Here is a 12,916-nt window from a genome sequence, read left to right as displayed (position 1 = left end):
ACCGACGCGTCACTTCACTCTTCGACTACTGGCGCGTAATTTGGCGTGAGCACGCCATCTTTGTGATCCGGGTCACAGGGCGCACCCCCCATCGCAACTCCCCTTGAGCCGCAAGGAGATCACCCGATGCTGCCCTGGAAACGCGCACTGAGACCTGCCGCCGCCCTGCTCCTGGCCATTGCGGCCACCCTCACCCCCACCGCCACCGCGAGCGCCGCCACCGAGACAGCCCCCACCAGCGGGTGGAACAACTACGCCTGCAAGCCGTCCGCCGCCCACCCCCGCCCCGTCGTCCTCGTCCACGGCACCTTCGGGAACTCCGTCGACAACTGGCTCGGCCTCGCCCCGTACCTGGTCAAGCGCGGCTACTGCGTCTTCTCCCTCGACTACGGGCAACTCCCCGGCGTGCCGTTCTTCCACGGCCTGGGCCCGATCGACAAGTCGGCCGTCCAGCTCGACACCTTCGTCGACAAAGTGCTCGCCACCACCGGCGCCCCCAAGGCCGATCTCGTGGGCCATTCCCAGGGCGGCATGATGCCGCGCCACTACCTCAGGTTCCTCGGCGGAGCCGACGAGGTGAACGCCCTCATCGGCCTCGCGCCAGACAACCACGGCACCACCCTCCTCGGGCTCACCAAGCTCCTGCCCTACTTCCCGGGCGCCGGCGACCTGCTGACCACCAAGACCCCTGGCCTCGCCGATCAGATCGCCGGGTCCCCCTTCCTCACCCGGCTCAACGAGGGCGGCGACACCGTTCCCGGCGTGCGCTACACGGTCATCGCGACCCGGTACGACCAGGTGGTCACCCCGTACCGCTCGCAGTTCCTGGACGGTCCGGGCGTACGGAACGTACTCCTCCAGGACCTGTGCCCCATTGACCTCTCCGAGCATGTGGCGATAGGCCTGATCGACCGGATCGCGTTCCACGAGGTGGCCAACGCCCTCGACCCGGGCCGGGCCACCCCGACGACGTGCGCCTCAGCCGCCACCGGCTGAACCGCAGAGAGGTGACCGATGAAGCCGATGAAGCCGATGAAGTTCAGTTACGTCATGCTCCCCGACTACCCGCTCCAGGAGTCCCTGGCCTCGATCAGGCTCGCCGACGAGCTCGGATTCCACGCCTGTTACGCCGCCGACGAGACGTGGCACAAGGACATGTGGCAGCTCTTCGCCGCCGCGGCCGGACAGACCAGCCGCATACGCTTCGGCCCGAGCCTGTCCTCCGTCGTCCTGCGCGAGCCCACCCTCATCGCCCAGGCGCTGGCCACGCTGGACGAGTTATCGGACGGGCGGGCCGAAGGAGTGCTGTCCTGCGGGAACTTCGGGCTTCTGGCGCAGTACGGCATCGAGTGGTCCAGGATCAAGCCGCTGTCCCGTACCAAGGAGGCCCTCAAGGTCGTACGCACACTGCTGGACGACGGATCGATCACGTACGGCGGTGAATTCTTCTCGTACGACGGGCTCTTCACCTTCGCCCGGCCCGTCCAGGAGCGGCTGCCCGTCAAGCTCGGCGCGATGCGCGGCCCGAAGTCGTTCGAGGCGGCGGGGGAGCTGTCGGACGGCTGCCATCACGCGCTCAGCTACACGCGTGAGGCGTACGACTACGCCGTCGACCACATCCGCATCGGCGCCGAGCGGGCGGGCAAGGACTGGCGGAACCTGGACATCGGAGCCTGGGTCGTCTTCGCGACCGGCCCGGACTCGGCGAAGGCCAAGGAGGCCGCCCGTTCCATGGTCGGCATCTACGCCTCCTCGATGCCCGAGGAGCAGCTGCGCCGCAACGGCGTCGACCCGGCCGAACTCAAGCCGGTCATCGACGCCATCGCGGGTGGCGACCTGGCCAGGGGCATCGAACTGACCTCGCCCGAGGTGGCCGACAGGCTGTCGGTCTCCGGTACGCCCGAGGAGTGCCTGGAGAAGATCCGCCGCGAGATCGAGCCGAGCGGCGTCAACCACATGATCTGCGCGATCACGGACCGCAGCCTGGTGAAGGCGTTCACCGGCCGGGAGCTGGACGGTGTCGCCGACGTGGACACTCAACTGCGGCTCATCCACGACCGGATCATGCCCGCCTGGGCGTAACAACTGGGCGGCCGGATATATGGGCTACCGCCCCCACCCGGGAAACGAGGTGGGGACGGCAGCGGTCTTACGGCCCGGCAGGGGTCAGCGGCGGGCGGCCTTGCGGCGGACCGAGCCGAACATCACCGCGGCACCGATCGCCAGCGCGCCGGCGCCGCCGATGGCGAGGTACGGGGTGCTGCCGCTGCCACCCGTCTCGGCCAGGTTCTCGCCGGAGCCGGCGGCAGCAGCGGTGACGGGCTGCGCGGCGTCGCTGTTGGCCTCCGGCGCGTTGGCGGCGGGCTCTTCGGCGGCGGGCTCGGCGTCGTCCTGGCCGGTGGCCGGGGCCGCCGACTCGGCGCCGGTCTTGTTGTCGCTGTCGCCGTGGCCGTTGTGCTCCACGGTCGACTCGTCGGCCCCGTCCGCGATCTCGTCCTCGGTGGGCGCCGACGCGACCGGAGCCGGGACGGCGCCCGATCCGCCGGTGTCCTTGCCGAAGACCACGTCGGAGCACGTGTAGAAGGCCTCGGGGCTGTCCGAGCGCTGCCAGACGCTGTAGACGAGGTGACGGCCCGTCTTGTTCGGGAGGGTGCCGTCGAAGACGTAGTCGCCGTTCTCCATCTTCGGGTCCGTGACGTCGGCGAAGGGCTTCTGCTCCAGGTCGGACCACTTCAGCGGCTTGGTGGGGTCGTAGCCGTCCTTCGTGATGTACAGCTGGAACGAGCCCTTGTGCGGGGCCGTGCCCTTGTAGCGGAAGGTGTGCTTGCCGGCGGCGAGCTTCGACGACGGCCAGTCGGCGCGCGGCAGGTCCAGGCCCTTGTACTTGTCGTTGCCGGCGCTGCACAGCTTGCCGTCAGGGATCAGCTGCTTGTGGTTCCCGGCGGCGTTCGCGATGTTGACCGCGTTCCAGTCGTAGAACGCCTGCACACCGCTGGCCGCGACCGCCGCCTTGCACGCCGCCGAGTCGGGGCTCTCCGGGCCCTCCGCGTAACAGGCCGACACCCGGGAGACCGGGTCCGTCATCGAACCGTGGGCGGACGCCGGACCGGCGGACAGGGCGGTCAGGGCGAGCGGCGCGATGCCGAGGGCGGCGATCGAGGCAGCGGTACGACGGCGACGAGCGGTCATCGGGACGTTCTCCTTGCGATGGGGGAGCGTGTGGGGGTACGGGACGGAGATCGAATCCGGCGGCGCAGCCCCCCGAAACCAGCGGCGCCGACGGACTGAACCCCGCCCCGGCGATCAGCACGCTAGCCCCAAGAACCGGCGAAACCCGCTGCTGACGGCGGTGTCCGGCGATCTTTATGCTCCCTTTAAGGCGAGACTAAGAAGGGCCTCAGGAAGACAGGGCCCAAAGTCACTGCCTCACTGCTCCTTCGGGTCGAGGTCTCGAAGCACGGCCCCCAGCCGGCGTGCTCCCTCGTCCAGTTCCGTGTGGTCGGCGGTGGCGGCGAAGCCGAGGCGGAGGTGGGCTGCCGGCGGCTCGGTGGCGAAGTAGCGGCTGCCCGCGCTCACCGCCACGCCCCGCTGCCGGGCGGCGGCACTGAGTGCCGTGTCGTCCACGCCGGGCGGCAGCCGGAGCCACAGGTGGAGTCCGCCGGCGGGAACGCTCGTGACGGTCGCTGTCGGCAACTCGCGGGAGAGCGCGGCAGAGCAGTCGCGTCCGGTCAGCCGACCCACCGGTAGCGGCGCTCCGGGCGCCCCGTCCCGCCGTACCGCAGCGTTACCTCGGCGCGGCCCGTATCCGCGAAGTACTCCAGATAGCGGCGCGCGCTCACGCGGGACAGCGATCCGGACTCGGCACACTCGGTGGCGGAAAGGCCCGCCGGATGCTCGCGCAAGGTGCGCTCCACCAGCTCCGCGGTGTGCGCCGCGAGGCCCTTCGGGAGCTCGCGCGAGCCAGGCGGGCGGGTGCCGAAGATCTGGTCGACGTCCGCCTGGCGCGCCTCGCCCTGCTCGGCGAGCTCGTCGAAGCGGGTGCGCATCGACGCCACATGCCGCAGCTGCTCCTGGAGAGCGGCCTGGTGGAACGGCTTGATCAGGTAGTGCAGGGCGCCTGCCCGCAGCGCCGCCCTGATGATCTCCGCATCGCGGGCCGCCGTGATGAACAGCGCGTCCACGGTGTGCCCGTACTCGCCCCGCTCCTCCGCCGCGCGCAGCTCGCGCAGCACGCTGATCCCGTCCATATCGGGCAGATATACGTCGAGCAGTACCAGATCGGGACGAAGGTGCTCGGCCGCGCGCAGCGCCTCGGCGCCGCTGTGCGCCACCCCGACGACCGTAAAACCATCCATCGCGGACACGCAGCGGCTGTGCAGCTTGGCGACCATGAAGTCGTCGTCCACCACCAGCACCTTGGTCACCGCGCCAGGCTAGGTCGCGACCACAACGACCACAACGTCCGTTGATTGCGGAAGGGAGACAGCTTGTTAACGCGCGGGCAACATGTGGGCCACTTCACAAGTTTTCGTGAATCCCCAGTTCAAACGACAGGTGGTGGCCCAGGTGCGCATGCGCACTCCCCTCGCCCTGCTCGGGGCGGCACTGCTGGTACTGGTGGGGCCGCCGCTGCTCACGACAGGCAGCGGCGCCGACACCGGCACGCAGATCCCCGGCCTGCGCTTCATGGTTCCCAATACACCCGGCGGCGGTTACGACATCACGGCCCGTACGGCCGCGAAGAACGCCGAGGACGCCGGTCTCACCCACAACATCGAGGTCTTCAACCTGCCGGGAGCCGGCGGCACCGTCGGCCTCACCCGGCTCGTCGGCGAACACGGCAACGGCAAGCTCGCCATGTCGATGGGCCTCGGAGTCGTCGGCGCCGTACACACCAACAAGTCGCCCAAGACACTTGGCGACACGACGCCGATCGCCCGGCTCACCGAAGAGCAGGACATCGTCGTCGTCAGCAAGGACTCGCCCTACAAGACCATCGACGACCTCGTCGCCGCCTGGAGGAAGCAACCCGCCAAACTCCCCGTCGGCGGCGGCTCCTCACCCGGCGGACCCGACCACCTCGCCCCGATGCTGATGGCGAAGGCCGCGGGCATCGAGCCGAAGTCCGTCAATTACATCCCCTTCGACGGCGGCGGCGAACTCCTCGCCTCCATCCTCGGCAACAAGGTCGCCTTCGGCGTCTCGGGCGTCGGCGAATACCTCGACCAGATCAAGTCGGGCGAGCTGCGACTGCTCGCCGTCACCGGGCCCAAGCGCGTGCAGGGCCTCGACGCCCCGACCCTGCGCGAGTCGGGCCTCGACACGGACTTCACCAACTGGCGCGGCATCGTCGCACCGCCCGGACTCACCGACGCCGAGCGCGACAAACTCGTCGCGCTCGTCGAGAAGCTGCACGCCTCGCCCGAATGGCAGGCGTCGATGAAGAAGAACGGCTGGGACGACGCGTTCCTGACCGGGGAGAAGTTCGGCGACTTCCTGGACGAGCAGGACACGCGCGTGAACTCGGTGCTGAAGGAGCTGGGGCTGTGACCACCGGAACCGAAACCCCGGCCGCGGCCCGCGCGCCCCGCTCCTGGCTGCGCGAGCACTCCGAGCTCGGCGTCAGCGTGTTGTTGTTGGTGCTCGGGGTGCTGGTGCTCAGCGACGCCCTCACCATGGACGTCGACATCACCCAACGCGGCCCCGTCGGCCCCAAGACCGTCCCGGTCGTCGTCGGAATCGCCCTGCTGCTCGTCGCCGTACTCCTCGCCGTCGACGTCCTGCGCGGCGGGCGCGGTGAGGCGGAGGGCGGCGAGGACATCGACCTGAGTGAGCCGAGTGACTGGCGTACGGTCCTGCTCCTCGCCGGCGTCTTCCTCGGCAACGCCGTGCTCATCGACCCGCTCGGCTTCCCCATCTCCGGGGCCCTGCTCTTCTGGGGATCGGCGTACGCGCTGGGCAGCCGCCACTACGACCGCGACCCGCTCATCGCGGCCGGCCTCTCCCTCCTCACCTTCTTCGTCTTCAACAACCTGCTCGGAGTCCCGCTCCCCGGTGGCCCCCTGATGGAGGTGCTCTGAGTCATGGACTCCCTCAATTCCCTTATCGACGGCTTCGGCACGGCCCTCACACCGATCAACCTGCTCTGGGCCGCGATAGGCGTCCTGCTGGGCACAGCCATCGGCGTACTGCCGGGAATCGGCCCGGCGATGGCGGTGGCCCTGCTGTTGCCGGTGACGTACGGTCTCGAACCCACCGGCGCCTTCATCATGTTCGCGGGCATCTACTACGGCGCGATGTTCGGCGGCTCGACGACCTCGATCCTGCTCAACACCCCGGGTGAGAGCGCCGCCGTGGTCGCGGCCATCGAAGGCAACCCGATGGCGAAGGCGGGACGCGGCGCGCAGGCGCTGGCGGCCGCCGCCATCGGTCACTTCGCGGGCGGCATGATCGGCACGATCCTGCTCGTCGCGCTGGCCCCGACCGTCGCCTCGCTGGCGGTGGACATCGGCGCGCCGGACTACTTCGCCATCATGGTGCTGGCCTTCATCGCCGTGACGTCGGTGCTGGGTTCGTCCCGCATCAGGGGCGCGGCGTCGTTGTTGATCGGCTTGACCATCGGGCTGGTCGGCCTGGACCAGATGACCGGCCAGCAGCGTCTGACCTTCGGCTCGCTCCAGCTCGCCGACGGCATCGACGTGGTGATCGTCGCGGTGGGCCTCTTCGCGATCGGCGAGGCACTGTGGGTGGCCGCGCACCTGCGGCGTGCGGTGGCCGAGCCGATTCCGGTCGGCCGTCCCTGGCTCGGCAAGGCCGACGTCAAGCGCACCTGGAAGTCCTGGCTGCGCGGCCCGCTGATCGGCTTCCCGTTCGGCGCGATCCCGGCCGGCGGCGCGGAGATCCCGACGTTCCTCTCGTACGTCACCGAGAAGCGCCTCTCGCGGCACAAGGAGGAGTTCGGCAAGGGCGCCATCGAGGGCGTGGCGGGCCCGGAATCGGCGGCCTCGGCCTCCGCGGCCGGCACCCTCGTCTCGATGCTGACCCTGGGCCTGCCGACGACGGCGGTCGCCGCCGTCATGCTGGCCGCGTTCCAGCAGTACGGAATCCAGCCCGGCCCCCTGCTCTTCGAACGCGAACCCGACCTGGTCTGGGGCCTGATCGCCTCGCTCTTCGTCGGCATGGTGCTCCTGCTCCTGCTCAACCTGCCACTGGCGCCGCTCTGGGCGAAGCTGCTGCGCATCCCGCGCCCGTACCTCTACGCGGGGATCCTCTTCTTCGCGGCGGTCGGCGCGTACGCGGTGGGCGGTGAGGCGCTGGACCTGGTGATCCTGCTGGTCATCGGCCTGATCGGGTTCGGCATGCGGCGGTACGGGCTGCCGGTGCTGCCGGCGGTCATCGGCGTAATCCTCGGCCCGGCGGCGGAACAGCAGCTGCGGCGCGCGCTCCAGATCAGCGACGGCAGCGCGGTTGGTCTCTTCAACACCCCCTTCTCGGTGACGGTTTACGCCGTGATCGTGATCCTGCTGGCCTGGCCCTGGCTGAAGAAATTGGTGACGCGCGGTCGTCGTAACGTGTCGGCATGACCGACGACATGAGCATCCGCCCCGCCACGTCCGCCGACGTACCGAGGGTGAAGGCCGTGACCGACGCGGCCTATCACCACTACATCGAACGGATCGGCGTCGTGCCGGTCCCGATGGAGGCCGATCACAGCGCGAACGTCGCGGCGGGGCGGGTGTTCGTGACGGGCGACCCGGTGATCGGGGTCCTCGTCCTGGTCCCCGAGGCGGACCACCTCTTCCTCGACAGCATCGCGGTCCACCCCGACGCCCACGGGCGGGGGGTGGGCCGCCGCCTGCTGGAGTACGTCGAGGAGCACGCGCGCTCGCTCGGGCTGCGGGAGGTGCGTCTCTATACGAACGCCAAGATGTGGGAGAACCAGAAGCTGTACCCCCACTTCGGGTACGAGCTGGTGGAGCGGCGGGTGGAGGACGTGTACGACCGCTTCCACTACCGCAAGCGGCTCTAGGCCCGTGCGCCCTGCGGGCGTGTCCTCAAACGCCGGACGGGCTGGATTTGCCAGCCGCGCCGCGCGCCGCGCCGCGCCGTGCCCTCAGACGTGCAGCAGGGCGGTAAAGGCCTGAGAGGTACGGGCCAGATCCTCCAGCGTGTCCAGGGAGCGGCGGGCTTCGGCCGCCGCCTCCGGGTGCCGGTCCGCGAGGCCGCTCGCCTCGAACTCGTCCTCGTCCAGCCGCAGGACGGTGGCGCCGTCCGCCGACACCCACAGGTCGAGGTCCAGGTCCTCGACCTCCACCCGGCCGTCGGCGACCACCGCCGGGCGGGTCACGTCGCAGTACCAGCCCTTCAGCGTCCCGTCGGCCGCCGTGACCTCCTTCACGGCGTACCACCGGTCGCGCCAGTAGTGCTCCGTGAAGACGTCGCCGGGCTCGAACCGTACGAAGCCGAAGTCCCGTACGCCCGGCGCCGCCCACGGCGCGCGCACCACCAGGTGCGTGCCGTCGTCGGAGACCACGGACGCCGGGTAGCGGATCTTCGTACGGCCGGCCTTGACGAGGGCGATCTCAACCGATTGCGCGGACATGGCGTACCTCCGAGGCGCAGATCTCGTATCCGAACCATGTGTTGACGGCGAGCATGGGCTGGTTGTCCGCGTCGTTGCTCGTGTACGCGTCCGTGTAGCCGGCGGCGCGAGCGCGGAGCAGGGAGTCGGTCTTGGCCAGCTTCGCGAAACCGCGGCCCCGGTGGGCGCGCACGGTGCCGGTCATGCCGGACCAGTAGCGGGTGAGGCCGTCCGTCTGGGCCGCCGTGAACGCCGCGATCCTGCCCTCGGCCACCACGACCGTGGAGAGGCTGTGGTCGAGAAGCGGGTGGTTCCAGGTGTGATTGACCCAGTCGTCGTAGTCGGTGAAGTCCGTGCTGATGTCGCTCGGCTCGTCGGCCGAGGCCTCGGCGTCGGCCTCGAACACCGGCCGCGGGTCGTCCAGGAAGTCCGCCGCGGTACGGAGTTCGACCCCGGCGGGGAGCGGCTGCCGCGCGGGGAGCCGGCCGTTCGCCAGGTCGAGGCGCTGGAAGTGCGCGGGGCGGGTCGGCCGGTAGCCGCGCTTTTCGGCGAACGCGCGGGACTCGGGCGTGTCCAGCACCCACACGTAGACGGCCATGGCGCCCTCGGCGCTGAGATGCTCCTCCGCCGCGCGCAGCAGCAGCGAACCGGCGCCGTTGCGGCGGTGGTCGGGGTGGATGTGCGGCGTGACGTACGACTGGCCCGGCTCGGTGCTGTCGTACGCGATACCGGCGGTGGCGGTGCCGATGATCTCGCCGTCCTGCTCGGCCACCAGCATGCGCATCTTCTTGTCCGGGTGCGCGGTTCTGTGCTCGAAGGCCACTGACTCCGGGGTCGTCACCATGAAGGGGACGGCGGCGCGGCGTACCCGGATCCAGCCTTCGGTGTCGGCGGCGTCGGTGGGCACGAGGTCGCGAACGATCAGCGTCATGGGGCGGACGTTACGGGCAGATCGTGCCCCGGTGCCTCCCATTTTTCTCTGGCCGTGGGGGACAATCGAGGCGTGACCTTGAAGATCGACATTGACGTGGACGCCGGTATCGCGCCGTACGAGCAACTGCGCGCCCAGATCTCGGAGCAGGCCCGCGCCGGTGCGCTGCCGGTGGGGTACAAGCTGCCGACCGTACGCGGCCTCGCGGAGGATCTCGGTCTCGCCGCGAACACGGTGGCGAAGGCGTACCGGGCGCTGGAGAGCGACGGGGTGATCGAGACGCGGGGGCGGAACGGGACGTTCGTGGCGGCGGCGGGGGGTGCGGCGGAGCGGCAGGCCGCAGCTGCCGCCCAGGGGTACGCGGAGCGTGCCCAGCGTCTTGGCCTCGGGCATGCGGAGGCGCTGGCGGCGGTTCAGGACGCGCTGCGGGCGGCGTACGGGGCGTAGCGCTGTGCGGGGGGCGTTGCCTGCGGCGCTTTCCCCGACCCGCCCCTTCCCCGGCTGTGACATTTGCGGCTCCGCCGCGTGGGGGCGCTGCCCCAGCCCCCGGTCCTCAAACGCCGGACGGGCTGACTGTGCTGGGGGGTGCTGCCGAGGCTCCGCCCCGACCCCGCTCCTCAAACGCCGGAGGGGCTGGGTGCGGCCGCATATCCAGCCCGTCCGGCGATTGAGGACACGCCCGAAGGGCGTCCGGGGGCCTGGGGGAGGACTTGCCCCCAGTTCGGGCTACAGGTACAGGCCCGCGTCCGAGCCGTCCGGCTGGGACGGGACCGACGCCGGGCCACTGCCGCGCCGCAGCGCGTACAGCTCCGCCAGGGTCGCGCCCTCGCGGCCGACGCCCTCGTCCGTGCCGAGCCAGCTCACCGCCTCCGCCCGCGTCAGCGATCCCACCTCGATGCGCGCCATGCAGCGCCCCGGCCGCACCACCGCCGGATGAAGACGCTCCAGGTCCTCGTTGGTGGTGACGCCGACCAGGACGTTGCGGCCCTGCCCCAGCAGACCGTCCGTCAGGTTCAGGAGGCGGGAAAGGGCCTGGCCCGCCGTGTGCTTCGCCTCGCCCCTGATCAGCTCGTCGCAGTCCTCGAGCAGGAGCAGCCGCCAGCGGCCCTTCGCCGAACCGTCGTCCTCACCGATCGCGATGTCCATCAGATAGCCGACATCGTTGAAGAGCCGCTCCGGGTCCAGTACGCAGTCGACCTGGCACCAGTCCCGCCAGGAACGCGCCAGCGTGCGCAGCGCCGACGTCTTGCCCGTGCCCGGCGGGCCGTGCAGCAGGAGCAGGCGGCCCGCGATGTCGTCCGGCGTCACCTTCATCAGCCGGTCCATCGCCTCGGCCACCGGCGCCGTGTAGTTGGGCCGTACCTCGTCCCACGTACCAGCGGCGATCTGCCGGGTGGTGCGGTGCGGGCCGCGGCGCGGGGAGACGTACCAGAAGCCCATCGTGACGTTGTCGGGCTGCGGTTCGGGTTCGTCCTGCACACCGTCCGTCGCCTGCTTCAGGACCTTCTCCGCGAGGTCGGAGGTGACGGCGGTGACGGTCACGTCCGCACCGTGGCTCCAGCGGGAGACCAGCAGCGTCCAGCCCTCGCCCTCGGCGAGGGTCGCGCTGCGGTCGTCGTCGCGGGCGGCGCGCAGGACTGTCGCGGACGGCGGGAGGAGCGTGGCGCCGGATTTGACGCGGTCGATCGACCGGCTGTGGGAGTACGGCTGCTCGCCCGTGGCGAAACGGCCGAGAAACAGCGCGTCGACGACGTCCGACGGGGAATCGCTGTCGTCGACGTTCAGCCGGATCGGCAGAGCGGCCTCAGGGTTTGCGGACATGGCGCCCATGATCCGGCACCGGGCCGCCCCGTGCACCCAGGTTTCGTACGTTCATCCCTTCCACGGAGCAGCGTGCCGTTACGTGCCTGTTCCTGTGATACCTGCCGGAATGCCAACTGCCGCCGATACCCTGGCCGGTGATGGGACGCCATGGGTGGGACTCGGGTGCAAGGCGGTGGCGGTTCACCGCACTGATCGGCGTGGGCCTGGCCGCGATCGCCCTCGTACTGACGATGTGCGCGACTCTTCCCGATCTCCCCGACGGAAACGGCCGCGGCGGCGGCGATGCCGGAACCACCACCGACGGTGACAAAGTGCATGGGACCCCCGCCCCGCGGTCCGGCGCCCCGGAGCCCGCGCTCGGCTGGGGCTTCACGCACACCCAGTACAGCGCCGACGAGGGCGACGCCGGCGCCCTGCGCCGAGCCGAAGACACGCTGTCCGCCCAGTCACTGCCGCAGATCCAGCACATCATGGGGTGGGGCGCCGAGAACCCGGAGCCCTCTCCCGGCCGGTATCAGTTCGACGCGCTCGACAGCCGCGTCGACCTGATCCGCAAGACGGGCGGCACACCGGTCATCACGCTGTGCTGCGCGCCGGACTGGATGAAGGGCGGCAAGGCGGGTGCCGGGGAAACCGACTGGAGCAAGGAGTCCCTGGAGACCGCTCCGCGCCCCGAGCACTACGAGGACTTCGCGAAGCTCGCCGGGACCGTCGCCAAGCGGTACCCCGACGTACGCCACTTCATCGTCTGGAACGAGTTCAAGGGCTTCTTCGACGACGGCAGCCGACGCTGGAACTACGAGGGCTACACCCGCCTCTACAACCTCGTGTACGCCGAGCTGAAGAAGGTCAACAAGGACAATCTCGTCGGCGGGCCTTACCTCGTGATGGACAGTTACGAGCCTCGCGACACGACGTATGCCTCCAACCTCAAGGGGCCCTGGGGCAGCGTCGACCAGCGCGTTCTCGACGCGTACACCTACTGGAACAAGAACAAGAAGGGCGCGGACTTCGTCGTCGTCGACGGCGCCAGTTACACCCGCGACGACGAGCTGCTGCCCGACGAGTTCCGGGCCACGGACAAGCTCACCGCCGTGAGCGAGTGGATCGGTCAGCGGTCCGGGGGACTGCCGGTGTGGTGGGCCGAGTACTACGTCGAACCGGGCGACGACGATGACGACCGCGACGGCTGGAGCGAACCGCACCGCGTCGCCGTGCACGCCTCCGGGCTCATGGCGATGGCCCGCGGCGGCGCGAGCACGGCCTTCTACTGGAATCCGCAGAACACAGGGCCCAAGTGCGCCGGATGTCTGTGGCGGTCCACTCAGCTCGCCGACGGCGGCGGGGCCCTGCCGATGATGAAGCTGCTGTCGCGGTTCGCGAAGGAGTTCCCGCCGGGGACCCGGTACGACGAGACCGTGCGGGTCGCCGCCGACGACGTACCCCATGTACGCGTCCTCGCCGACGACAAGGCGGTCCTGGTGGTGAACACCCTCGACCGGTCCATCAAGGCCGAGGTCGACGGGAAATCGTTCGACATGCAGGGGTACGAGGTGAGGTGGCTGACGCGCCGCAGCTGA

At 70.1% G+C, this 12,916-nt stretch carries 14 protein-coding genes; 8 read left to right on the top strand and 6 right to left on the bottom strand.

Translation table 11 applies throughout. The features are described 5' to 3' along the window. The first annotated feature begins 126 nt into the window (after nt 1-126). Together ABZX79_RS03500 and ABZX79_RS03495 are read left to right on the top strand one after the other, a co-directional pair. Complete coding sequence (locus tag ABZX79_RS03500; protein ID WP_355250843.1) at nt 127-996, top strand: alpha/beta fold hydrolase; 870 nt, start codon at nt 127-129, stop codon at nt 994-996. Nucleotides 997-1,032: 36 nt separating this feature from the next. Beyond that, nucleotides 1,033-2,082, top strand: a complete 1,050-nt coding sequence (locus ABZX79_RS03495; RefSeq protein ID WP_355251066.1) for an LLM class flavin-dependent oxidoreductase — start codon at nt 1,033-1,035, stop codon at nt 2,080-2,082. An 84-nt stretch (nt 2,083-2,166) separates the two neighbouring features. Here ABZX79_RS03495 and ABZX79_RS03490 read toward each other — a convergent pair whose 3' ends face one another. The 3 genes from ABZX79_RS03490 to ABZX79_RS03480 form a co-directional block, all read right to left on the bottom strand. After that, on the bottom strand, nt 2,167-3,189 hold the full coding sequence (locus ABZX79_RS03490; RefSeq protein WP_355250840.1) for a lytic polysaccharide monooxygenase: 1,023 nt from the start codon (nt 3,187-3,189) through the stop codon (nt 2,167-2,169). Nucleotides 3,190-3,426: 237 nt separating this feature from the next. Next, nucleotides 3,427-3,741 (bottom strand): hypothetical protein, encoded by a 315-nt coding sequence (locus ABZX79_RS03485; protein ID WP_355250837.1) that lies wholly within the window; start codon nt 3,739-3,741, stop codon nt 3,427-3,429. Beyond that, entirely contained in the window at nt 3,729-4,424 is a 696-nt protein-coding gene (locus tag ABZX79_RS03480) for a response regulator (protein WP_355250834.1), read from the bottom strand. The genes ABZX79_RS03485 and ABZX79_RS03480 overlap by 13 nt, the downstream gene beginning before the upstream one ends. A 142-nt stretch (nt 4,425-4,566) precedes the next feature. On the opposite strand from ABZX79_RS03480, the gene ABZX79_RS03475 reads away from it, so the two are divergent. From ABZX79_RS03475 to ABZX79_RS03460, 4 genes are read left to right on the top strand one after another with little or no spacing between them, the layout of a single operon-like run. Continuing rightward, nucleotides 4,567-5,550 carry a tripartite tricarboxylate transporter substrate-binding protein gene (locus tag ABZX79_RS03475; protein WP_355250831.1) on the top strand — a complete coding sequence of 328 codons (984 nt, stop codon included), beginning with the start codon at nt 4,567-4,569 and terminating at the stop codon, nt 5,548-5,550. Further along, nucleotides 5,547-6,080 carry a tripartite tricarboxylate transporter TctB family protein gene (locus ABZX79_RS03470; protein WP_355250828.1) on the top strand — a complete coding sequence of 178 codons (534 nt, stop codon included), beginning with the start codon at nt 5,547-5,549 and terminating at the stop codon, nt 6,078-6,080. The genes ABZX79_RS03475 and ABZX79_RS03470 overlap by 4 nt, the downstream gene beginning before the upstream one ends. A gap of 3 nt (nt 6,081-6,083) precedes the next feature. Then, nucleotides 6,084-7,583, top strand: coding sequence for a tripartite tricarboxylate transporter permease (locus tag ABZX79_RS03465; protein ID WP_355250825.1), 1,500 nt, complete (start codon nt 6,084-6,086; stop codon nt 7,581-7,583). Continuing rightward, nucleotides 7,580-8,029 (top strand): N-acetyltransferase, encoded by a 450-nt coding sequence (locus ABZX79_RS03460; protein ID WP_355250822.1) that lies wholly within the window; start codon nt 7,580-7,582, stop codon nt 8,027-8,029. The genes ABZX79_RS03465 and ABZX79_RS03460 overlap by 4 nt, the downstream gene beginning before the upstream one ends. 84 nt (nt 8,030-8,113) lie before the next feature. Here ABZX79_RS03460 and ABZX79_RS03455 read toward each other — a convergent pair whose 3' ends face one another. After that, nucleotides 8,114-8,602 carry a DUF402 domain-containing protein gene (locus ABZX79_RS03455; protein ID WP_355250819.1) on the bottom strand — a complete coding sequence of 163 codons (489 nt, stop codon included), beginning with the start codon at nt 8,600-8,602 and terminating at the stop codon, nt 8,114-8,116. Next, on the bottom strand, nt 8,583-9,512 hold the full coding sequence (locus ABZX79_RS03450; protein WP_355250817.1) for a GNAT family N-acetyltransferase: 930 nt from the start codon (nt 9,510-9,512) through the stop codon (nt 8,583-8,585). Before ABZX79_RS03450 ends, ABZX79_RS03455 begins: the two co-directional genes overlap by 20 nt. Nucleotides 9,513-9,584: 72 nt before the next feature. On the opposite strand from ABZX79_RS03450, the gene ABZX79_RS03445 reads away from it, so the two are divergent. Further along, nucleotides 9,585-9,959, top strand: coding sequence for a GntR family transcriptional regulator (locus ABZX79_RS03445; RefSeq protein WP_355250815.1), 375 nt, complete (start codon nt 9,585-9,587; stop codon nt 9,957-9,959). Nucleotides 9,960-10,238: 279 nt separating this feature from the next. On the opposite strand, the gene ABZX79_RS03440 is transcribed toward ABZX79_RS03445, so the two are convergent. Then, nucleotides 10,239-11,333: a DUF5925 domain-containing protein gene (locus ABZX79_RS03440; RefSeq protein ID WP_355250813.1), complete on the bottom strand. Its 1,095-nt coding sequence runs from the start codon at nt 11,331-11,333 to the stop codon at nt 10,239-10,241. Nucleotides 11,334-11,473: 140 nt separating this feature from the next. Here ABZX79_RS03440 and ABZX79_RS03435 point away from each other — a divergent pair, with 140 nt between their 5' ends. After that, entirely contained in the window at nt 11,474-12,916 is a 1,443-nt protein-coding gene (locus tag ABZX79_RS03435; RefSeq protein WP_355250811.1) for a xylan 1,4-beta-xylosidase, read from the top strand.

The organism is Streptomyces sp. NPDC002994 (genome assembly GCF_040611155.1).
Classification (GTDB): Bacteria; Actinomycetota; Actinomycetes; order Streptomycetales; family Streptomycetaceae; genus Streptomyces.
The sequence above is the reverse complement of the archived record's forward strand: the minus strand, read 5'-3'. Positions and strand labels throughout refer to the sequence as shown.